The sequence below is a fragment of the Faecalibacterium sp. Marseille-Q3530 genome, from assembly GCF_017377625.1.
GTDB classification, from domain to species: domain Bacteria; phylum Bacillota; class Clostridia; order Oscillospirales; family Ruminococcaceae; genus Faecalibacterium; species Faecalibacterium prausnitzii_E.
The window spans coordinates 60073-80243 of the sequence record NZ_JAFREH010000001.1; the positions used below are offsets into that span (position 1 = coordinate 60073).

The 20171-nt window shown below is 62.9% G+C and carries 22 protein-coding genes; 6 read left to right on the forward strand and 16 right to left on the reverse strand.

Annotated features, from left to right (window positions below; translation table 11 throughout):
• Positions 1 to 20: 20 nt before the first annotated feature.
• The 16 genes from rsmB to J3350_RS00365 all read right to left on the reverse strand — a co-directional run bounded on the left by rsmB (position 21) and on the right by J3350_RS00365 (position 14602).
• Positions 21 to 1343, reverse strand: coding sequence for a 16S rRNA (cytosine(967)-C(5))-methyltransferase RsmB (gene rsmB, locus J3350_RS00290; RefSeq protein ID WP_207685314.1), 1323 nt, complete (start codon positions 1341 to 1343; stop codon positions 21 to 23).
• The gene (fmt, locus tag J3350_RS00295) at positions 1340 to 2260 is read right to left on the reverse strand and encodes a methionyl-tRNA formyltransferase (RefSeq protein WP_207685315.1); all 921 of its coding nucleotides are present in this window, start codon (positions 2258 to 2260) and stop codon (positions 1340 to 1342) included. The genes rsmB and fmt overlap by 4 nt, the downstream gene beginning before the upstream one ends.
• Positions 2260 to 2796 carry a peptide deformylase gene (def, locus tag J3350_RS00300; RefSeq protein WP_097792104.1) on the reverse strand — a complete coding sequence of 179 codons (537 nt, stop codon included), beginning with the start codon at positions 2794 to 2796 and terminating at the stop codon, positions 2260 to 2262. Before def ends, fmt begins: the two co-directional genes overlap by 1 nt.
• Positions 2797 to 2825: 29 nt before the next feature.
• Positions 2826 to 5087, reverse strand: a complete 2262-nt coding sequence (gene priA / locus J3350_RS00305) for a primosomal protein N' (RefSeq protein ID WP_207685316.1) — start codon at positions 5085 to 5087, stop codon at positions 2826 to 2828.
• Positions 5088 to 5109: 22 nt separating this feature from the next.
• Positions 5110 to 5682, reverse strand: coding sequence for a guanylate kinase (gmk, locus tag J3350_RS00310; RefSeq protein WP_097792102.1), 573 nt, complete (start codon positions 5680 to 5682; stop codon positions 5110 to 5112).
• 2 nt (positions 5683 to 5684) lie between these two features.
• Positions 5685 to 5954, reverse strand: a complete 270-nt coding sequence (locus tag J3350_RS00315) for a DUF370 domain-containing protein (RefSeq protein WP_055187832.1) — start codon at positions 5952 to 5954, stop codon at positions 5685 to 5687.
• 30 nt (positions 5955 to 5984) lie between these two features.
• Positions 5985 to 6863, reverse strand: coding sequence for a YicC/YloC family endoribonuclease (locus J3350_RS00320; RefSeq protein ID WP_097792101.1), 879 nt, complete (start codon positions 6861 to 6863; stop codon positions 5985 to 5987).
• A 241-nt stretch (positions 6864 to 7104) separates the two neighbouring features.
• Entirely contained in the window at positions 7105 to 8508 is a 1404-nt protein-coding gene (locus J3350_RS00325) for an oxaloacetate decarboxylase subunit alpha (protein ID WP_207685317.1), read from the reverse strand.
• Between the two features lie 23 nt (positions 8509 to 8531).
• On the reverse strand, positions 8532 to 8909 hold the full coding sequence (locus J3350_RS00330; RefSeq protein ID WP_207685318.1) for a biotin/lipoyl-containing protein: 378 nt from the start codon (positions 8907 to 8909) through the stop codon (positions 8532 to 8534).
• A gap of 56 nt (positions 8910 to 8965) precedes the next feature.
• Complete coding sequence (locus tag J3350_RS00335; protein WP_097792098.1) at positions 8966 to 10285, reverse strand: carboxyl transferase domain-containing protein; 1320 nt, start codon at positions 10283 to 10285, stop codon at positions 8966 to 8968.
• A 172-nt stretch (positions 10286 to 10457) separates the two neighbouring features.
• Entirely contained in the window at positions 10458 to 11309 is an 852-nt protein-coding gene (locus tag J3350_RS00340) for a pseudouridine synthase (protein WP_097792097.1), read from the reverse strand.
• Between the two features lie 177 nt (positions 11310 to 11486).
• Positions 11487 to 11906 (reverse strand): GerW family sporulation protein, encoded by a 420-nt coding sequence (ytfJ, locus tag J3350_RS00345; protein WP_207685319.1) that lies wholly within the window; start codon positions 11904 to 11906, stop codon positions 11487 to 11489.
• Positions 11907 to 12018: 112 nt separating this feature from the next.
• Positions 12019 to 12672 carry a DUF2953 domain-containing protein gene (locus J3350_RS00350; protein ID WP_207685320.1) on the reverse strand — a complete coding sequence of 218 codons (654 nt, stop codon included), beginning with the start codon at positions 12670 to 12672 and terminating at the stop codon, positions 12019 to 12021.
• Entirely contained in the window at positions 12669 to 13202 is a 534-nt protein-coding gene (scpB, locus tag J3350_RS00355; protein WP_097792094.1) for an SMC-Scp complex subunit ScpB, read from the reverse strand. Before scpB ends, J3350_RS00350 begins: the two co-directional genes overlap by 4 nt.
• Positions 13199 to 13927 carry a ScpA family protein gene (locus tag J3350_RS00360; RefSeq protein WP_207685321.1) on the reverse strand — a complete coding sequence of 243 codons (729 nt, stop codon included), beginning with the start codon at positions 13925 to 13927 and terminating at the stop codon, positions 13199 to 13201. Before J3350_RS00360 ends, scpB begins: the two co-directional genes overlap by 4 nt.
• Positions 13928 to 14602, reverse strand: coding sequence for a site-2 protease family protein (locus J3350_RS00365; protein WP_118553285.1), 675 nt, complete (start codon positions 14600 to 14602; stop codon positions 13928 to 13930).
• Between the two features lie 192 nt (positions 14603 to 14794).
• Between J3350_RS00365 and rpmB the strand changes: the two genes are divergently transcribed.
• The 6 genes from rpmB to J3350_RS00395 all read left to right on the forward strand — a co-directional run bounded on the left by rpmB (position 14795) and on the right by J3350_RS00395 (position 20137).
• Complete coding sequence (gene rpmB, locus J3350_RS00370) at positions 14795 to 14983, forward strand: 50S ribosomal protein L28 (protein ID WP_005932647.1); 189 nt, start codon at positions 14795 to 14797, stop codon at positions 14981 to 14983.
• A 68-nt stretch (positions 14984 to 15051) separates the two neighbouring features.
• On the forward strand, positions 15052 to 15228 hold the full coding sequence (locus J3350_RS00375) for a DUF4250 domain-containing protein (RefSeq protein ID WP_097792091.1): 177 nt from the start codon (positions 15052 to 15054) through the stop codon (positions 15226 to 15228).
• A gap of 18 nt (positions 15229 to 15246) precedes the next feature.
• Complete coding sequence (locus J3350_RS00380) at positions 15247 to 16017, forward strand: esterase family protein (protein WP_207685322.1); 771 nt, start codon at positions 15247 to 15249, stop codon at positions 16015 to 16017.
• Positions 16010 to 16846 (forward strand): sugar phosphate isomerase/epimerase, encoded by an 837-nt coding sequence (locus J3350_RS00385; protein ID WP_118553287.1) that lies wholly within the window; start codon positions 16010 to 16012, stop codon positions 16844 to 16846. The genes J3350_RS00380 and J3350_RS00385 overlap by 8 nt, the downstream gene beginning before the upstream one ends.
• Before the next feature lie 273 nt (positions 16847 to 17119).
• Entirely contained in the window at positions 17120 to 17521 is a 402-nt protein-coding gene (locus tag J3350_RS00390) for a metal-sensing transcriptional repressor (RefSeq protein ID WP_370569240.1), read from the forward strand.
• Positions 17522 to 17563: 42 nt separating this feature from the next.
• Positions 17564 to 20137, forward strand: a complete 2574-nt coding sequence (locus J3350_RS00395; protein ID WP_207685323.1) for a heavy metal translocating P-type ATPase — start codon at positions 17564 to 17566, stop codon at positions 20135 to 20137.
• Positions 20138 to 20171 lie beyond the last annotated feature (34 nt).

Here is a 20171-nt window from a genome sequence, read left to right on the forward strand (position 1 = left end):
ATACGATTCAGGCGGCCGACTCATTGCGCTTTTTGCATCGCGCAGAGGAAAAAGCCGTCCATCCCGGTGCGGGTAGGCACCGAAAGGGCTCCGTGCTCCCCCACTGTCATCCCGGCCGGGAACGGCACTTCTGGCGTCACGACGGAAAATTCCGGGTGGCGGGCAAGGAATGCCGCCACCTGCTCTTCGTTTTCGGCCGGGTCGATGGTGCAGGTGGAGTAGACCAGCCGCCCGCCCGCCTTGAGCAGAGAGGCCGCTGTGTCCAGAATGGCCGACTGGGTGGCCAATAATTCATCGTGGCGGGCCTTGTCCAGCGTTTTGTAGCGGATATCCGGCTTTTTGGCCAGGATGCCCAGGCCGCTGCAGGGGGCGTCCACAAGGATGCGGTCGGCCTGGGGCAGGCTGGGGTTCTGCCGGGTGGCATCGTTGCAGAGGGTTTCGACATTGGCAAAGCCCATCCGCTCCACTGCCGTGCGGATGAGGCGGACGCGGTTCTCGGCTGCATCGCAGCTGACGAGACGGCCGGTCCCCTGCATTTCCTCGGCCAGCAGAAGCGTCTTGCCGCCGGGGGCCGCGCAGAGGTCCAGCACCGTTTCGCCGGGCTTTGCCTCCACACAGAGCGCCGCCAACTGGCTGGCCTGACCTTCGACGTGGTAGTATCCCTGCCGGAACCACGCGTTCTCGGCAGGGCTTCCCTCAAATGCGGCCAGCACACTGCCCGGCACAAGGCCCGGCTCGGCCGCTGCGCCCAGCGCCGCCAGCTTTTCGCAGAGAGTGGCGGCATCGGCCTTGAGCGGGTTGACCCGCAGGCTGGTCCTGCCGCCGTCAGCCGCATAGGTCAGGATGCCCAGCGCCTCGTCCGGGTAATGGATGCGGAGGAAGTCCGCCACATCCTTCCCGGCAGAACCAAGCACCATCAGCCGCTCGGTCTCATTCCGGAACCGGGCGGTGCTCAGGTCGTAGGTGCAGGCGCGGCGCAGCACGGCATTGACAAGCCCCGCTGCACTGGATTTTCGGAACGCACGGGTCAGCTTGACCGCCTCATTGACGGCCGCCGATGCGGGCACCTGCATATACCGGGCCTGGGCCAGAGCGGAGCGTAAAATCTCCCGGACGGGAGCGTCCAGCCTGGCAAGGCCCTTGGGCAGGAACTGGCCGAGCATATAGTCCAGTGTGCCCCGGTGTTCCAGCACCGTGTAAAAAATGGCGCTGGCAAACGCTTTGTCGCGGCCTTCGAGCTGCTGACGCTTCAGTTCGGCATCCAGGACGAGGTTGGAAAAGCCGTCCTGCTCCTGCTTCACCAGCGCCGAGACCGCCGCCGCGCGGGGATTTGGCCCGCTCACAGGCAATCCCCCGCTTTGAGCCGCAGACCCGCCGCAAACGAGGTGCCGTCCATGGGCTTCTTGCCCTCCGGCACCACATGCAGCAGCTGGATGGCACCCTCGGCGCAGGCCACGGTCAGGGGCCGGGTCGCCAGCACCGTGCCAGGCGCTTCGCCGTGGGAAGGCACCGCGCGGCACTCGGTCACCTTGACCTTTTTGCCGCCGGAGGTAGTGAACCAGGCCATGGGCCAGGGGTTCATGCCGCGCACCCAGTCGTGGATGTGGGCGGCGGAGTCGGTGAGCCGGAACTCGGCCAGCTCCTTGTCGAGCATGGGCGCGAGGGTCGCATGGGCGTGGTCCTGCGGCTGGGGCCGGAGGGTGCCTGCCGCGATCTGCGGGATGGTCTCGCAGAGGACGCGGGCACCGACTGCCGTCACCCGGTCGAACAGTTCGCCGCTGGTCTCTTCGGGGCCGATGGCCATCTTCTCACAAACCAGAACATTGCCGGTGTCCAGCCCTTCGTCCATCTGCATGATGGAAACTCCCGTCTCGGTGTCGCCGTTCAGGACGGCCCACTGCACCGGGGCACTGCCGCGGTACTTCGGCAGCAGCGAAACATGCAGGTTGATGCAGCCATACCTGGGGGCCTGGAGCACGCTGGCGGGCAGGATGCACCCATAGGCCACCACCACGATCAGTTCTGGGGCCAGCGCCTGGATGTTGGCATCCTCGCCGCCGTCCCGCAGGGTGCGGGGCTGGAAGACCGGTGTGCCGTGCTCCAGCGCCACTTCCTTGACCGGGGGTGCGGTGAGCACCTGCTTGCGGCCCACCGGCTTGTCGCGGCGGGTGTATACGCCGCAGATGTCATGCCCGGCGGCATACAGAGCCTTCAGGCACTCGGCGGCAATGTCCGGTGTGCCCATGAACAGAATGCGCATTACTTGTTTCCTTTCGCTTCGCGGGCAGCCTTTTTGCCCTCTTCGGTGTCCTCATAGAAATACTCGCTGGACTGCATGATGGTGATGCCGTCCAGATGGTCGTTCTCATGCTGGATGCAGCGGGCCAGCAGACCCTCGGCCTCCAGCTCGAACCAGTTGCCGTTGCGGTCCTGTGCGCGGACTTTGACAGCGGCCGGGCGGGTCACTGCGCCGTTGTGGCCGGGGAAGGACAGGCAGCCCTCGTAGGCGGTCTCCTCATCCTCGGACACCGCGAGGATCTCCGGGTTCACGAAGTCGATGAACTTGTACTCGTAATCTGCGGGGATCTCCTCCGGGGCGTCGGTGGTATCCCACACGACGAACAGGCGGCGCAGCATCCCCACCTGCGGGCCGGCCAGACCCACGCCGTCGGCGTCGATCATGGTCTCGCGCATGTCGTCCAGCAGAGTCGCCAGACGGTCGTCAAAATTGGTCACCGGGCGGCAGACCTTGTTCAGGATGGGGTCGCCCTCTTTCACGATGTTGCGGATAGCCATAGTTGGTACCTCCAAATCAGTTGTTCGTATCAGATATCTCCGTCCGAGTGCAGGTCTACGACGACGGTGGCTTTGGCGGGCAGCTTTTCCTGCTCGTAAAGGCCCAGCGTTTCCCGCATCAGGTCGCGGAAGCGGCGGTCGTTGCGGCACTTGACGGTGAGTTTGTAGCGGTAGTTTCCGTTGATCTTTTCAATATTGCCGGGGGTGGGGCCGAGCACCCGGAGGGGCAGCTCCGGCTGTTTTGCCGCCTGCCGGCCCAGCAGGGCCGCGAACCGGGCGGCGGCGCGGGCCACTTCGCTCTCTTTCAGGCCTGAAAAGCCCACAACGCACAGCCCGCAGAACGGCGGGTACAGCCCCAGCTTCCGGTAGGCGATCTCCTGCTCGAAGAAGGCGTCGTAGTCCTGCGCGGCGGCGAGGTTGAGCACCGGGTTGTCGGGGTCGGTGGTCTGGATGATGGCAAAACCGGGGTCTTTGGCCCGGCCGCTCCGGCCCACCACCTGTGTGATGAGGCTGAACACGGTCTCATACGCTCGGAAGCCCTGGGCGAACAGGAGCGAGTCGATGCCGAGGACGCCCACCAGGGTCACATTCTCGAAATCCAGCCCCTTGGCCACCATCTGGGTGCCCACCATGATGTCGTACTCGCGGCGGGCGAACCGGGCCAGCAGCTTTTCGTGGGCGTCCTTGGCGGCGGTGGAGTCCTGGTCCATCCGCAGGATGCGCGCCTCCGGGAAGAGCTTTGCCAGCTCCTCCTCAGCCTTCTGGGTGCCGAAGCCGCGGTACTGCAATGTTCCGCCGCAGGCGGGGCATTTTTGCGGGGGTGGGTCCAGCTGGCTGCCACAGTAGTGGCAGAGCAGCTTGTGCGCCGATTTGTGGTAGACCATCGGGACGCTGCACTTTGCGCATTTGAGCACCTCGCGGCAGTCCTCACACTGGGCGATGGTCTGGTATCCCCGGCGGTTGAGCAGCAGGATGGTCTGCTTTTCCGCTTCCAGATTGCGGCGGATGGCATCTTCGAGCGCCAGGCTGATCTCGCGCGGGTTGCCGGAGGCCAGCTCGGCCCGCATATCGACGATCTCGACATGGGGCAGCGGGTTGCCGCCGTACCGCTGGGTCAGCCGCACCAGCTGGGTGCGCCCATGCTGGGCTGCAAAGTAGCTCTCGGTGCTGGGGGTCGCGCTGGCCAGCAGGAGCAGCGCCCCATTCTCGGCCGCGCGCTGCCGGGCCACCTCGTGGGCGGCGTAGCGGGGCGCGGATTCGGAACGGTAGGTGTGCTCCTGCTCCTCGTCGATGATAACGAGGCCGATGTTTTCCAGCGGCGAGAAGATGGCGCTGCGGGTACCCACCACAATGTCGGCCCCGCCGTCCTGGATCATCTGCCATTGGAGCAGCCGTTCCGTGTGGTTGAGGGCCGAGTGCTGCACGGCCACCCGCCTGCCGAACTGGCTCTTCAGCCGCAGGATCATCTGGGGGGTCAGGCTGATCTCCGGCACGAGCACCAGCGCCCGCCGCCCCAGCTGCAAACACCGCTCGATGAGCTTGAGGAAGACCAGCGTTTTGCCGCTGCCGGTCACGCCGTAGAGCAGCGCCGAATGGGGTTCGGCATCTTCGAGGTGCGGCAGCAGGGCATCGTATGCGGCCTGCTGTTCGCTCGTCAGAAGAATGGGTTCGTTTTTCAGCGGGATGCTCGCATACAGGTCGATGGATTTGTTCACCTTGCTGCATTCCAGCACACCCTTGGTGCAGAGATTGTCCAGCACGGCCCGGCTGATGCCCTTTTCTTCGAGTTCGGTCTGGGTGCGCTCTCCCCCGCCCAGCAGGGCCACCGCCGCCAGCTGCTTGGCCGTCGGCTTCGGCTTGGGCGGCAGGGTACCCACCAGCTTGTAAGCATTCTCGGTGTGGCGGACCAGCTGCTTTTGCAGCACCGGCGTCACACCGTCCGCCGCCACGGCGGGCTTGTACTGCGCCCCATACGGGATGACGGCCTTGACGGCCTCATAGTAGGTGCAGAAGGTGCGTTCTTTCAAAAAATGCACCAGCCGCAGCAGTTCCGGCGTCAGGCAGGCGGAAGCGGGGGCCACATCGAAGAGGAATTTCAGCTTCGAGTTCTCCGGTTCGGCGTCGCAGGCCAGCACCACGCCCATCCGGGCACGGCTCCCCCGCCCGAACGGCACCAGCACCATGCTGCCCAGCCGGACGGCGTCCTGCTGGTCGGGCATGACTGCGTAGGTATACAGTTTATCGAAGTGGAACGTCGCGTTGCTCACGGCGACTCCGACCGTTTTTGGCATTCAGCTTCCTCCGGGTTTGGTTTCAGTGTGCGAGGCCCGCCCGCTGGCAGATGACCTGATAGAGCGCATCGGCGCAGGCGGCGACCTCATTGTTGACCAGCTTCAGGGTGAAGTCGTCCTGCTGGGCCAGCTCGTTCCGGGCCGTAGCCAGACGCTCACGGATGCTTTCCTCGGTCTCGGTGCCGCGGCCGCGCAGACGGCGCTCCAGCTCCTCCACCGACGGCGGCAGCAGGAAGATGGTGGTGGCACCGGGGAACATCCGGCGGATGTTGGCCGCGCCGTGGACATCAATGACCAGCACGACCAGCTTGCCGGCTTCCAGCCGCTTGTGGATCTCCTCTTTCAGGGTGCCGTAGTAATTGCCGTTGTAGAAATTGTATTCCACGACCTCGTCGTTTGCGATGAGCTGCTGGAACTGCTCCTGGCTGCGGTAGTAGTAATCCACGCCCTCCTGCTCGCCGGGGCGGGGCGAACGGGTGGTGGCGGAGACGGTCTTCTCGATCTCCGGGTGCGCAGCGCGCAGTGCATTGACCACGCTGTCCTTGCCGGTACCCGCTGCACCGGATACCACAAACAGATACTTTTCGTTTTCCATCTTTATTTCTGTTCCTCCTCTGAGCCTTTGCCCTCAGCCTGCCCGGCAGCGCGGCTGGCCACCGTTTCCGGCTGAAGGGCTGACAGAACGACATGATCGGAGTCCATGATGAGCACCGCGCGGGTGCTGCGCCCATAGGACGCATCGATCAGCATCCCGCGTTCCCGCGCTTCCTTGACCAGACGCTTGACCGGCGCAGAGTCCGGGCTGACGACGGCCACCACGCGCCCGGCGCTGACCAGATTGCCAAAACCGATGTTGATGAGCTTCATCTTCTCCTCCGATCTGAATGTATCAATGCGTTACTCCAGATTCTGGATCTGTTCGCGGATCTTTTCGATCTCCGCCTTCATATCCACCACCACGCGGGTGATGTCCAGATCCTGGCACTTGGAGCCGATGGTGTTGGTCTCGCGGTTGAGCTCCTGGGTCAGGAAATCCAGCTTGCGGCCCACCGGCTCATCCAGCTCCAGAATGGAGCGGTACTGGGCAATGTGGCTGCGCAGGCGGACGGTCTCCTCGTCCACTGCGGTCTTGTCACCGAAGATGGCGGCCTCGGTCAGGACGCGGGCATCGTCGATGTTCCGGTCTTCCAGGATGACCTTGAGCTTCTCATACAGGCGGTTGGTGTAGGCTTCCACCCGGCCCGCGCTCAGCGTCTCCACCCTGCCGACACACTCTTCCAGAAAGCACAGGCGGCTCTCGACGTCGGCCTTCATCTTGGCACCCTCGGCGGCGCGCATCTGCACAAACGTTTCCAGCGCCTGCGCCGTGACGGCAGAGACATCCTCCCACAGCTGCTCCTCGTCCACATCCGCGTGGCGGGTGGCGAGGACGTCCGGGAAGCGGGCAATGAGGCTGGCGGAGGTGTCGTTCTTGATGCAGAGCTCCTCGGACAGGTCCCGCAGGGCCTGCTGGTAGCTTCTGGCCAGCTCCCGGTTCACGGTGACGACGGTGTCGGCGGCGTCCACGTTCTGCACCGTCAGGCTTAGTTCCACCTTGCCGCGGGTGATCTGCTCGTTCAGCTGCTTTTTCAGGCGGCTGTCCATATAGCTGCAGGTCCGGGGCATCCGGGACGAATACTCAAAGTACCGGGAGTTGACACTGCGCAGCTCCACCGTGATCTCACGGCCATTGCGCACCGCTGTGCCCCGGCCAAAACCGGTCATACTTAAAATCATGGTCAAATTTCCTCTTCTGACATAGGTTTTTTGCGGACAAATTCCAGTATATGTATCCGCTTTTGGGCACACCCGCCCATGTTACGATACATATGCTATCATTTTACTCTGCTGGCCCCGTTTTTGCAAGCAATGCGGCGAAAAAATCAGCTTTTGCCACGAAAAAGTCACACAAACGGCACCGCTGCTCCGCAGACACAAAAAGCCCCCCGCAAAACTGCGAGGGGCCAGAGGGATTCAATTAGACAGGATGCGACTGGTTGGTGTAGTCTGCGTGGTCAGCGTCCACGCCCTGCTTCTTGGCATTGCGCTTCTCGAAGAACTTGGGTGCGACCTGCGGGAACATGGCGTAGGTCAGAACGTCCTCTTCCTGCGTTGCCCACTTGGCGGCTTCGGTCTTCAGCTTGTCCATCTCAGGAGCAAGGGTGTCGGCGAAGCGGCAGGTGATGGGCTTTTCGTCGCCCAGGATCTTCTTGGTGAACTCGGCGCTGATGGGCGCGGGAGTCTTGCCGTAGTCGCCGTGGACCAGGCCCTTGAACTCCTTGGTGACCATCTTGTAGCGCTCGCCCAGGATGACGTTGAAGACGGCCTGGGTGCCAACGATCTGGCTGGTGGGGGTGACCAGCGGAGGATAACCAGCGTCCTCACGAACGCGGGGGATCTCAGCCAGCACTTCGTCCAGCTTGTCTTCCTTGCCGGCATCCTTCAGCTGCTTGAGCATGTTGGAGAACATGCCGCCCGGCACCTGATACAGCAGGGTGTTGGCATCGACGCCCAGAGACTTCGGGCTGATCTGGCCGTTGGCGATGTACTTCTCGCGCAGCTTTGCGAAGTATGCGCGGACGACGTTCAGCTGCTTCAGGTCCAGACCGGTATCGTAATCGGTGCCCTGCAGAGCTGCGACCAGGCTCTCGGTTGCCATGTGGCTGGTGCCGCCGCTCAGGGGGCTCATGGCGGTATCGACGATGTCGGCACCGGCCTCGATGCCCTTCAGCAGGGACATAGAAGCCAGACCGGCGGTGTAGTGGCTGTGGATATCGACCGGGATGGACAGGGTGCTCTTCAGCTCCTTGACCAGGTCGTAGCAGGTGTACGGAGTCAGCAGGCCAGCCATATCCTTGATGCAGATGGAGTCTGCACCCATCTCTTCCAGGGTCTTGGCATACTTGACGTAGTACTCGTTGTTGTGCACGGGGCTCAGGGTGTAGCTGATGCAGCCCTGCACATGTGCCTTTTCCTTGTTGGCTGCCTTGATGGCGGTCTGCAGGTTGCGGGCATCGTTCAGTGCGTCGAAGATGCGGATGACGTCGATGCCGTTGGCAACAGACTTCTGCACAAAGTACTCGACAGCGTCATCTGCATAGGGGCGGTAGCCCAGCATGTTCTGGCCGCGGAACAGCATCTGCAGCTTCTGGTGGGGCAGCTCCTTGCGCAGGATGCGCAGACGCTCCCAGGGATCCTCGTCGAGGAAGCGGATGCAGCTATCGAAGGTAGCGCCGCCCCAGCACTCGACAGAGAAATACGGGATCTTATCCATTTCGGGCAGGATGGGACGCATGTCGTCCATCGTCATACGGGTAGCCAGCAGAGACTGGTGCGCATCGCGCAGGACGACTTCTGTGATCTTGATCGGCTTTTTAGCCATGGTTGTCACCTCTCCCTTCGTTCTCAGTTCATGGAGACGAGAACGTCACCGGAGTTGACGGTGTCGCCCTTGTTGACATTGACGGAAGCAACGGTGCCGTCCTGCGGAGCGACGATCTCGTTCTCCATCTTCATGGCCTCCAGGATGACCAGCACGTCGCCAGCCTTGACGGATGCACCGGCTGCGACCTTGACATCCAGGATGTTGCCGGGCATGGGAGCCTTGACGGTGACGGCACCGGCAGCAGCGGCGGGAGCAGCAGCCTTGGGAGCGGCAGCAGGAGCAGCCGGAGCCTTGGGAGCAGCGGGAGCGGCAGCAGCAACGGGAGCTGCGCCAGCGGCGGTCTCCTCAACGGAGACGCTGTAAGCAACACCATTGACGGTAATATTGTAATACTTCATGGAAGGACCCTCCTGAATCAATCATTTATCCTATGTACGTTTTACGATCGGAACGCTTACAGAGCCATGTTGCCGTGCTTCTTGGGCAGGCGGGCAGCACGCTTGGTGCTCAGCAGCTCAAATGCAGCCACAACGCTTGCGCGTGCGTTGGCAGCGTCGCAGGTCATATCGGCAGCGCCGCAGGCCACAGCATTGGCGGCACTGCACACCTCAGCGGTGTAGGCAGCAGCCTTGGCGTTGGTCGCAGCGATGATGTTGTCGGAAGCGTCGATCTCGCTCTTGTACAGAACGGAAACGGCAGCGTTGGGCTCCAGAGCGCTGACCACGCAGCCGTTGACGGCGATCTTCAGGTCGGCATTGGCCAGAGCGGTGTAGACCGGACCCACAGCCTTGCCAGCCAGCAGAGCGACCTTCGCGGTGGTGGCGTCTGCATAGGTGGCAGCCAGACGGGCAGCCTCACGGATGCCGCCGGCGATGTCGTCGGTCGCGCTGGGGACGAAGCCCTTGGTGTCCACGATGGTCAGCACGGGGACGCTGAAGGCGTCGCACAGGCGGACGAAGCGGGAAGCCTTGGACACGCAGTTGTGGCACAGCTGCTCACCGGTCGCCACCACGCCGACCGCGTTGCCGCCGATGGTAGCGAATGCGGTGTAGACGCTCTTGCCGAAGCCTGCAAACAGCTCCACGGCGCTGTCCTTATCAATGAGGGCAGCAGCAGCCTTCTCCGGAGCGGCACCAGCGGCCAGGACCGCGGTGGGCTGCTCGAACTCGAAGATGGCGGGGCCGGTCAGGTTGTTGGCGGGCAGCAGACCCACGATGTGGGCAGCCTTCTCCGCAGCCTCGGCAGCGCTCTCGGCCACGATGGCAGCAACACCAGCCTTGGCAGCAGCCTCAGCGGAGCCTGCATCTGCGACCTTGTCGCCCTTGGCGGCAGAGGTGAAGGGAGCGGTGAAGAACAGCTCGGCGTCCTTTGCCATGACGCAGACATCTGCGCTGGCAGCGTTCAGAGCGCTGGTACCGCCGCACACGCCGGTGACGACTGCCACCTGGGGCACGACGCCGGACACCTTGGCGATGGCAGCGTTCAGCTTGGCGGTCGCGGTCAGAACGTCCAGACCCTCTGCCAGCTTTGCGCCGACCGAGTTGTAGAACGTGACCACGGGGCAGCCCGTCTGAGCAGCCATTTCGAGGACCTTGATGTTCTTCTCAACGTCCTTCACGGTGACTGCCTCGCCGTTCTGGTAGACGGCGTAGGCCTGCTGGCCAGCCGCATAGCCGCAGGCAGCGCTCACCGCGCCGTCCGCAAACAGTGCGGTATATTCCCCGTCATCGAAAAACTTGGCGAGGATTTCTCCTTTGTTGATCTTTGAAGCCATGGTAAGACCTCCTGCTTTGTCTATTTTGAGCTTTCAAAATTAGGTTTATTATACTATATTTTGTCAGGATTCTCAAGTGCCGAACACCCCATTTTTGAGGGAAAATCTCACAATCTTTTCCATCTCAGGCCCGGCCGCCTTGGTCTGCCCGACAAAGATGCTGTGGGGAGCATCACTTTCTCCGTTTTGCGGGTGCATTGCGCTCGCCGCGCTTTGCGCCCTGCCCCACCGGGCCGCGGGGGCGGCGCTCGGCCGCTTTGGATTGCAGCGCTGCGCTGCGGGTCTGGGCGCGGCCCTTGGCGGCTGCGGCGCGCAGGCCGTTGATCTCTGCCTTGGTCAGCTCGCGGTAGGTGCCCGGCTTGAGCATCCCCAGCTTGACGACACCCTCGGCGTTCCGCTTCAGGCGGACGACTTCCAGCCCGACGGCCTCGCACATCCGGCGGATCTCGCGGTTCTTGCCCTCTTTCAGGGTCATCTCCATCACGGTGCGGCCCGGCTCGTCGGTCACGACATTGATGGCACAGGGCATGGTCTTGGTGCCATCGTCCAGCACGACGCCGGAACTCATCTTCAGGATCTGGCTCTCGTCGGCACGGGGCTGCACGGTAACGCGGTACAGCTTGGAAATGCCGCCGGACGGATGGGTGACGGCCTGCGCAAAGGCGCCGTCGTTGGTCATCAGCAGCAGGCCCTCGCTGTCCTTATCCAGGCGGCCCACCGGGTAGAGGCGGGCGGGGATGTCGCTGACCAGCTCCATGACAGTCTTGCGGCCCAGCTCATCGCTGGCGGTGGTCACATAGCCGCGGGGCTTGTACAGCGCCAGATAGTAGAGCTGCTGGTTCTTCTGGATGTAGATACGCTCATCATCCACATGCAGCACATCGCGGTTGGGGTCCATCTTGTCGCCCACCTTGACCGGGTGGCCGTTGACCTTGACGCGGCCCTCGGCAATGATCTGCTCGGCCGCGCGGCGGGAGCACAGGCCCTGCTCGCTCATGATCTTCTGAATACGTTCTTCTGCCATTGTTCGTTTACTCCTTGTGCGCCTCCCGGCGCTCAAAATGCACCGCGCTGAAGAGCCCTGCCCTTGCGGGAAAGGTGGTACGCAGTGCCGGATGAGGGTGCGCATTTTCGCGCGTTTGCCTCATCCATCTTGCTTCATTCGGCTGCTCCCCTCAAGGGGAAGCTCATGCGCCTTTTCTTACGCGTTGGGCGCTTCGGGGCCAGTCTCCGCGGGGGCCGCCTTGCCGCCCTTCCGGTCGATGAGGGCGCTGACCTTCTCCACCAGTTCGGGGATCATGGTCAGGGCGCGGTCCACGGTGTTGGCCCCGTCGGACAGCTGGATGGTGCGGACACAGCCGTCCTTGATGACAAGGAAGGCCACCGGCTGGATGTTGACGCCCGCGCCGGAACCGCCGCCGAACAGGTCCTTGTTGGCAGCATTCTTGCCGTCAAAGTCCGTGCCTGCGGATGCAAAGCCAAAGCTGACTTTGGACACCGGAAGGATGGTGGTGCCGTCCTCGGTGGTGATGGGCTTGCCCACGATGGTGTTGGAATCCACCATCTGACGGACCTTGTCCATCGTGACGTTCATTAAACCCTGGATCGGATGCTCAGCCATAAAATCGGCCTCCTTATTTCAATGAGTGGGAAAAAGCGGGAACGCTTTCTCCGGAACTGCCCCCGCCGCAGCGGACAGGCAGAACACACCATACAGTTATATTATAACCAAATTATAGGAAGACGTCCAGCACTTTTTCGCGCCAGAACTCGTAAAGCACACGCACCGCCGTAAAGACGATGGCATACGCCTGTGCCGACACCCGGAAGGACACCCGGTCCTGCACCGTCGGCTGGGCCGAGCCGAAATCCGGAAGCAGTCGCAGCTGCTCAAAATCGAGATAGACGAACCGGTCGAGGAAGCCCAGTGCCGGATAGAGCCAGGCGTTCAGCCTGCCATAGCTGCGGGCAGCTTCGGCGGGGTCCTCGCCCCGGACGCCCAGCACGACGTCGATCTTCGTGATGCGCAGCGACCCGATGATGGCTCTGGTCAGCCGGCCCGCCCCCCGCAGGATGGTGCAGAGGATGTTCAGGGTCAGCCGGGCCTTTTTGCGGGGCGGGGTCTCCGGCCTGGGCTTCTGGTCCGCTTTCTTTTCGGCCGGTTTTTTCTTCTTTTTCGGCTTTTCCGGTGCAGGATACTGGAACACCGGCAGGGTCAGCCCCAGCGCACCGGCCCGGATGGTCAGCACATCGTTCTCCCACTGCACATCCGCGCAGAAGGGGCAGAACAGCAGCACCACCGCCAGGGTCAGGACCACCAGCAGCAGGACGCCGATCCCTTTCAAGAGAACGAGCAGCACCGCTCCCAAAACGCTCAGAACACTCATACCTCTCCCCCACTTTCTTCGCTGCTGTGGATGGGCGGCAGGTCGTCCAGGCTGGACAGGCCAAAGCACCGCAGAAACACATCCGTCGTCCGGAACGCCACTGGCCGTCCGGGCAGGTCCAGACGCCCGGCCTCTTCGATGAGGCCTTTTTCCAGCAGGCCGGATACGCTGGACGAGGAGTCCACGCCGCGCACCTGCTCAATGAATGCGCGGGAGACCGGCTGGTTGTAGGCGATGACGGTCAGTGTCTCCATCGCCGCCGGGCCCAGCGGCACCGAGCGCCGGGTATCCAGCACCCGGCGGACCGGTTCGGCAAAGTCGGCCTTGGTGGCCAGCTGCCAGTGGGTGTTCAGGTGGAGCAGGCACAGGCCGCTGTCCTCGCGGGCATAGCGGGTGCGCAGCTCTTCCAGCACCGGCTCCACGCTGGAGACCGGCATCTGAAGCGCCTGGGCCAGTTTGTCGGCTCCGATGGGTTCCGCATAGGCAAAGAGCATCGCCTCCACGGCGGCTCGCAGTTTTTTCTGGTTCATTCGTTCTCCTTTGTGCGTTCCAGCCGCCCGCGGCGCATGGTCATCGCACCGTCCGGGCCGAGGGTGACACGCCCGCCGCGCACCAGCTCCAGCAGGGCCAGAAAGGTGGCCACATGGGTGCTCCGGCTCTGGCGGCGGGAAAACAGCTGCCCCAGCTTCCGGGCACTGCCCCCGATGAGCTGGCGCAGGATATAGACCACCCGGCTGTTCACCGACACCACCGGCGCGGACACCAGCGGCTCGAACTGCTGCTGGGTGAGCTGCCGGACGACGGCCGCTTTCCGGCCCGCCAGTGCCTGCCAGCAGTCCGCCAGCACCTGCGGCGAGTGGAAGAGGTCGTAGGTGTTGTCCTGCTCCACTTCCAGCGGTCTCCGGACGAAGACCGGGGCCTGCTCCCCTTTTGCGCGCAATGCCCCGGCCATCCAGCGGCACTGGTCGTACTCGATGAGCTGGCCGGTCAGTTCCTGTTTCATCCGCTCGCCCTCTTCGCTGCGGGGCAGCAGCAGATAGCTCTTCATCTCCACCAGATGCGCCGCCATCTCGATGAAGGCGCTGGCCGTCTCCGGGTCGGCTCCGGTGTCCGCCGCCACGGTGCGGGTGTACTGGTCGATGAGTTCCAGAATGGGGATGTTGTGCAGGTCCATCTTATGCTTCTGCACCAGCGTCAGCAGCAGTTCCAGCGGGCCTTCGAAGTCCGCCAGATGGAACGTCAGCTCTTCTGCCAATCAGATCACCGTCCCGATGGATGCGTAATACATGGAATAGGCGATCTGGTCGATGTAGCCGGTGCCCAGATCCAGCAGGTCCCACACGGCATCGTTCAGCAGGGTGAGCGGGCCGTCCAGAAAGCCGCTCCAGACCACCGCCAGCATGACGATGAGGATCACCCGCTCATATTTCATGATGCCGAAGTAGATGCGCTGGGGCAGCACCGCCAGCAGCACCCGGCTGCCGTCCAGCGGCGGCACCGGGATGAGGTTGAACACTGCCAGACTGACGTCCATCATGACCAGATATTGCAGGAAGCGGGCTGCAAACACGGTTCCGACCGTGACCGGGGCCCAGTAATACAGCAGCTTCCAGACCACCATCGCGAGGTAGGCCAGGAGCAGGTTCGCCACCGGGCCTGCCAGCGCCGTGAGCGCCATGCCCGCCTTGGGGTTCTTGAAATTGCGCGGGTCGGTGGAGACCGGCTTTGCCCAGCCCACGCCCGCCAACACCATGCACAGGGTGCCCATCAGGTCAAAGTGGCGGAACGGGTTCAGCGACAGCCGACCCTCCCGCTTGGCCGTGGGGTCGCCCAGCAGCCAGGCGGCGAGGGCGTGGCCCGCTTCGTGGAACGGGATGGCGACCAGCGTCACCAGCGCCCGGATCAGATAGTACAGTCCGCGTGAGGTCATCGTATTCTCCTAACAGTGGATTATTTTGTCTTATTGTACTATGTTTTTCGATTTCAGACAAGGGCTTGGCCCACAGATAAAAAAGGTTACAGAAATTTCAAAAAAATGCTTGCAATTTCTGCCCGACTCTGGTACAATAGTCAAGCTGATTATTTTGAATTCCTTACTTCACTGCTAGGAGGTGCAAGTATCATGGCTAAGTGTGAATGCTGCGGCAAGGGCGTTACCTTTGGTATCAAGGTTTCCCACTCCCATCGCCGTTCCAACCGTACCTGGAAGCCGAATGTCCGTCGTGTCAAGGCGGTCGTGGAGGGTTCTCCCAAGTATATCTACGCATGCTCCCGTTGCCTGCGCGCTGGCAAAGTTACCCGCGCTGTCTAAGTAGCTGCATCTGCCGGTCACTTTGTCGAGTGACCGGCTTTTTTGTTTTCCAGGAGGAGGTTTTTCAGATGGCTCTGCCCCATGACCCCATCATGCTTTTGAGCATGGTGAACCTGAAGCTGCGCGACTTCTACCCCAGCCTCGACGCACTGTGCGACGACCTGGACGAGGACAAGGCCGCGCTGTGCGCAACGCTCGCTGCCGCCGGGTATGGATACGACCCGGTGCGGAATCAATTCGTATAAATTCAGGAGGATGCTTTCATGATGCAAGGTACCTATTATAAAGAGTGGAGCCGGATGCTCGGCCGCGAAATGGAGTTCAAGGTCTATGGCACGGCCGGTGTGCCGGTGCTGGCCCTGCCCGCCCGCGGGGGCCGTTTCTACGATTGGGAAAACAACGGGATGCCCGAAGCAGTGGCTTCCCTGCTGAGCAACGGCAAGCTCCAGCTCTTTACCGCCGACGGCATCGACGCCGAGAGCCTGCTGGCCGGGGATGCTGCGCCCCGCCGCCGGGCCGAGATGCAGGAAAAGTATTTCAACTACCTGTCCACCGAGCTGGCCGCCCGCATCCGGGAACTGAACCAGACCGAGAAAGGCCAGCTCATCTGGTGCGTCGGCGTGGACACCGGTGCCTGTCAGGCCGTCAACTGCCGCCTGCGCCGCCCGGAGGTGTTCGGCGGTGCCATCGGTTTGTCCGGCCTGTACGACATGAGCCGCTTTCTGGGCAGCGCCGAGGACGACCTCGTGCTCCGCAATGCCCCCCTCGCCTACCTGACCGAGACCGGCCTCGTGGACAAAAAGGCCTTTGCCAAGGCGGAGGAGAACGACCTCATCCTCTGCGCCGGGCAGGGCAGCTACGAGGAAGAGGCACAGGCCGACACCCGCGCCCTCTCCGAGGCCCTGACCGCCGCCGGTCTGCCCGCCCACTGCGAGTTCTGGGGCAGTGATGTCTCCCACGACTGGTACTGGTGGGGCAAGGAGCTGCACCTGTTCGCAGAACGCATCTTTGGAGAAGGAGGAAGCCATGCCTGAATTTGTGATCGGTGCCCGCGGGCATGATTTTGGCCGTCACACCCCGGATGAGCTGTTCGCTTCCATCGGCAAGGCGGGCTTTGCCTGCACCCAGCTGGCCTACACCAAGGCCATTGAGGGCGTGAAGAGCTATGCCGATGTCACCCCGGAACTAGTCGAGGCCACCCGCGCCGCAGCCACCGCTGCCGGTGTTTCCATCGCGGTGAACGGCACCTACGTCGAGCTGAGCTATGCCGACGAGGACAAGCGCCGCGCCGAGGTCGCCAAGGTGCTGAGCCAGATCCCGGTCGCCAAAGTGCTGCACGCTGGCTGCATGGGCAGCGAGACCACCAACATGGCCAAGCAGCCCGGTGTCACCCGCAAGGAAGCGCAGGAAGCCCTTCTCCGCAGCCTGGGCGAGATCCTGCCCGTCTGTGAGGAGCAGGGGGTGCTGTTCGCTGTGGAGTGCGTCTACTACCACGCTATGAACACCCCGGAGGCCGTCAAGATGGTGCTGGACACCATCGCCAGCCCCAATCTGCGCGTCCTCTGCGATTTTGCCAACTACGTCGGCCCGGAGGACGCTTCGCTGGACGCGCAGCGCCGCATCTGGGACAAGGTGGGCAGCTGGTACGGCGACAAGATCGCCGCCGTCCACTTCAAAGGCCAGAACTTCCGGCCGGACGGCACCCTGTACTCCACCAGCCTGGAGGATTCCTGCGTGGACTATGCAGGCGGCTTCGCCATGCTGAAGCAGATGCCGCAGGCCGCCTTCCCGGTCCTGCGTGAGGAAGCCGTCCCCGCCCGCGCCGCCAGCGACATCGCCTTTATGCGGAAATTCTGCGAATAAGCTTTTGTGTTTCAGGAGCTGAAGAAACTCCTTCCGTCATCGCTCACGCGATGCCACCTCCCTCTAGGAGGGAGGCTTTAGGCCCCCTCTCCGAGGGGGCTGTCACCGAAGGTGACTGGGGGAGTCTCTTCAGCTCCTTCTTTTTTGTCTTCTGTGTTCACGAAAAATTCACAATTGAATTTTCATTTCCTACTTGTTCTGTAGGACAAGCTGTGCTACAATGCCCTTGTACAAAAGATACCCCCAAGGGGTAATTTGAAAGGAGTTGTTCCCATGAGCAGCAAGATGGAACCCTGCCCCCGCTGTGCCCTGCACGAAGCGCCCCCTGCCCCCTGCTGCGAAGATGCAGCCGCCGAAACAGCGCAGGCCGAAGCAGAGACCCTGCACGCCTGCTGCTGCCGCCGCAAAAAGCGGAGCGAGGAGGAGTACAAGAGCCTCATCCACCGGCTGAACCGCATCGAGGGCCAGATCCGGGGCATCCGCGGCATGGTCGAAAAAGATGTCTATTGTGCCGACATCCTCGTGCAGGTGGCGGCGGCAAACTCTGCGCTGAACGCCTTTTCCAGAGAGCTGCTCAGCCAGCATGTGCGCACCTGCGTCGCGGACGACCTGCGCGCAGGCAGCGACGAAAAGTTGGATGAGCTGCTGAAATTGCTGCCCAAACTCATGAAATGACCCTTTTTCGGACAAGCCGACCCATCGCAAGGAGTGAAGACTATGGAACAATACAACGTTACCGGCATGAGCTGCGCGGCCTGCTCTGCACGGGTGGAAAAGGCCGTAAACGCCGTGCCTGGTGTCACGAGCTGCTCGGTGAGCCTGCTCACCAACTCCATGGGCGTGGAGGGCACCGCGAGTGCCGCCGCCATCGTCAAGGCGGTGCAGGATGCAGGCTATGGTGCCAGCCCCAAGGCGGGCGGGCCCACCGCCGCCCCGGACCCCAGCGCCGACCTCGACGCTCTGGCCGACCACGAGACCCCCAAACTGAAAAAGCGGCTCATCGCCTCCCTTCTCTTCCTGGCGGTGCTGATGTACTTTTCCATGGGGCACATGATGTGGGGCTGGCCGCTCCCCCACTGGTTCGACGGCAACCATGTCGCGATGGGCCTCGTTCAGCTGCTGCTGGCGGGCATCGTGATGGTCATCAACCAGAAGTTCTTCATCAACGGCTTCAAGGGCCTCCTCCACCGCGCCCCCAACATGGATACGCTGGTGGCGCTTGGTTCCTCGGCCAGTTTCCTCTGGAGTACCTACGCCCTCTTCGCCATGACCCGCGCGCAGGTGGATGGCAACGACGCTCTCGTCATGCACTATATGATGGAGTTCTACTTTGAGTCGGCCGCCATGATCCTGACCCTCATCACGGTGGGCAAGATGCTGGAAGCCCGCTCCAAAGGCAAGACCACCGACGCACTCAAGAGCCTGATGAAGCTGGCCCCCAAAACGGCCACCCTCCTGCGGGGCGGCACCGAAGTCAGCGTCCCCATCGCCGAAGTGCGCAAGGGTGATGTTTTTGTCGTCCGCCCCGGTGAGAACATCCCGGTGGACGGCATCGTGCTGGAAGGCAGCAGCGCCGTGAACGAGAGCGCACTGACCGGTGAGAGTATCCCGGTGGACAAAGCCGAGGGCGACAAGGTCTCAGCCGCCACCACCAACCAGTCGGGCTTCCTGCGGTGCGAGGCCACTCGCGTGGGCGAAGATACCACCCTCGCGCAGATCATCCGGATGGTCAGCGACGCCGCCGCCACCAAGGCCCCCATCGCCAAGATCGCCGACACCGTGTCGGGCTTCTTCGTCCCGGCGGTCATCTCCATCGCTGTGGTCACCACCATCGTCTGGCTGCTGCTGGGCCGGGAGTTCGGCTATGCGCTGGCCCGCGGCATCTCGGTGCTGGTCATCAGCTGCCCCTGTGCGCTGGGTCTGGCCACACCGGTGGCCATCATGGTCGGCAACGGTCTGGGGGCCAAGAACGGCATCCTGTTCAAGACGGCCGCTTCGCTGGAAGCCGCAGGCCGTACCCAGATCGTGGCGCTGGATAAGACCGGCACCATCACCAGCGGCGAACCCAAGGTCACCGACATCCTGCCCGCCGAGGGCGTGAGCGAGACGGAGCTGCTGACCCTTGCCGCCGCGCTGGAGCGCAGGAGCGAGCATCCGCTGGCCAAGGCCATCCTCGCTTACACCGAAGCCAACGCCATCGAGGCCCCGGAAGTCTCCGACTTTGCAGCCCTGCCCGGCAACGGTCTGACTGCAACGCTGGACGGCAAAGAAATTTACGCAGGCCATGCGTCCTTCCTTGCGACAAAGGCCGCTGTGCCGGAAAGCCTGAAGGCAAAAGCCGCCGCACTGGCTGGCGAGGGCAAAACGCCGCTCTACTTCGGCGGCGCTGGCCGTCTGCTGGGCGTGGTGGCCGTGGCCGATACCATCAAGGAGGACAGCCCCCGCGCCATCCGTGAATTGCAGAACATGGGCATCCGGGTCGTGATGCTCACCGGCGACAACCAGCGCACCGCCGACGCCATCGGCCGTCAGGCAGGCGTGGATGAGGTCATCGCTGGCGTCCTGCCCGACGGCAAGGAAGCCGTCATCCGCAAGCTGCAAGCCTCCGGCAAGGTCGCCATGGTCGGCGACGGCATCAACGATGCCCCGGCCCTGACCCGCGCCGACACCGGCATCGCCATCGGTGCCGGAACGGACGTTGCCATTGATGCGGCGGACGTGGTGCTGATGAACTCCCGGCTCTCCGATGTACCCGCCGCCATCCGCCTGAGCCGCGCCACCCTGCGCAACATCCACGAGAATCTGTTCTGGGCCTTCATCTACAACATCATCGGCATCCCGCTGGCCGCCGGTGTGTTCATCCCCTTCGGCCTGACGCTGAACCCCATGTTCGGCGCCGCCGCGATGAGCTTGTCCAGCTTCTGTGTCGTCAGCAACGCGCTGCGCCTGAATCTGTTCGACCTGCACAGCACCAAACACGACCACAAGATCAAGGCTTCCGCCCTGCCCGCTGCCGCGCAGCCGCAGGCTGAAGATACGACCGAACCCGTTTCGGAATCCACTGTCAAGGAGGAACGTTCCATGAAAAAGACCCTGCACGTTGAAGGCATGATGTGCTGCCACTGCGAGGCCCGCGTGAAGAAGGCACTGGAAGCTCTGCCCGAAGTCCACGAGGCCGTGGTCAGCCACGAGACCGGCACCGCCGTCGTCACCCTGAGCGCCGATGTCGCCAACGAGACCCTGAAGAAGGCCGTTGAAGACCAGGACTACAAAGTGACCGGCATCGAATAAGCCGCATCCGCCAAAAAGACCCTCTCCGTCCTTG

What these genes read in the sequence shown, in the direction of transcription:
- fmt (WP_207685315.1), bottom strand. Translation starts at nt 2,260, where the DNA reads ATGCGCATTCTGTTCATGGGCACACCGGACATTGCCGCCGAGTGCCTG.
- def (WP_097792104.1), bottom strand. Translation starts at nt 2,796, where the DNA reads ATGGCTATCCGCAACATCGTGAAAGAGGGCGACCCCATCCTGAACAAG.
- priA (WP_207685316.1), bottom strand. Translation starts at nt 5,087, where the DNA reads ATGCCAAAAACGGTCGGAGTCGCCGTGAGCAACGCGACGTTCCACTTC.
- gmk (WP_097792102.1), bottom strand. Translation starts at nt 5,682, where the DNA reads ATGGAAAACGAAAAGTATCTGTTTGTGGTATCCGGTGCAGCGGGTACC.
- J3350_RS00315 (WP_055187832.1), bottom strand. Translation starts at nt 5,954, where the DNA reads ATGAAGCTCATCAACATCGGTTTTGGCAATCTGGTCAGCGCCGGGCGC.
- J3350_RS00320 (WP_097792101.1), bottom strand. Translation starts at nt 6,863, where the DNA reads ATGATTTTAAGTATGACCGGTTTTGGCCGGGGCACAGCGGTGCGCAAT.
- J3350_RS00325 (WP_207685317.1), bottom strand. Translation starts at nt 8,508, where the DNA reads ATGGCTAAAAAGCCGATCAAGATCACAGAAGTCGTCCTGCGCGATGCG.
- J3350_RS00330 (WP_207685318.1), bottom strand. Translation starts at nt 8,909, where the DNA reads ATGAAGTATTACAATATTACCGTCAATGGTGTTGCTTACAGCGTCTCC.
- J3350_RS00335 (WP_097792098.1), bottom strand. Translation starts at nt 10,285, where the DNA reads ATGGCTTCAAAGATCAACAAAGGAGAAATCCTCGCCAAGTTTTTCGAT.
- J3350_RS00340 (WP_097792097.1), bottom strand. Translation starts at nt 11,309, where the DNA reads ATGGCAGAAGAACGTATTCAGAAGATCATGAGCGAGCAGGGCCTGTGC.
- ytfJ (WP_207685319.1), bottom strand. Translation starts at nt 11,906, where the DNA reads ATGGCTGAGCATCCGATCCAGGGTTTAATGAACGTCACGATGGACAAG.
- J3350_RS00350 (WP_207685320.1), bottom strand. Translation starts at nt 12,672, where the DNA reads ATGAGTGTTCTGAGCGTTTTGGGAGCGGTGCTGCTCGTTCTCTTGAAA.
- scpB (WP_097792094.1), bottom strand. Translation starts at nt 13,202, where the DNA reads ATGAACCAGAAAAAACTGCGAGCCGCCGTGGAGGCGATGCTCTTTGCC.
- J3350_RS00365 (WP_118553285.1), bottom strand. Translation starts at nt 14,602, where the DNA reads ATGACCTCACGCGGACTGTACTATCTGATCCGGGCGCTGGTGACGCTG.
- rpmB (WP_005932647.1), top strand. Translation starts at nt 14,795, where the DNA reads ATGGCTAAGTGTGAATGCTGCGGCAAGGGCGTTACCTTTGGTATCAAG.
- J3350_RS00375 (WP_097792091.1), top strand. Translation starts at nt 15,052, where the DNA reads ATGGCTCTGCCCCATGACCCCATCATGCTTTTGAGCATGGTGAACCTG.
- J3350_RS00380 (WP_207685322.1), top strand. Translation starts at nt 15,247, where the DNA reads ATGATGCAAGGTACCTATTATAAAGAGTGGAGCCGGATGCTCGGCCGC.
- J3350_RS00385 (WP_118553287.1), top strand. Translation starts at nt 16,010, where the DNA reads ATGCCTGAATTTGTGATCGGTGCCCGCGGGCATGATTTTGGCCGTCAC.
- J3350_RS00390 (WP_370569240.1), top strand. Translation starts at nt 17,120, where the DNA reads ATGAGCAGCAAGATGGAACCCTGCCCCCGCTGTGCCCTGCACGAAGCG.
- J3350_RS00395 (WP_207685323.1), top strand. Translation starts at nt 17,564, where the DNA reads ATGGAACAATACAACGTTACCGGCATGAGCTGCGCGGCCTGCTCTGCA.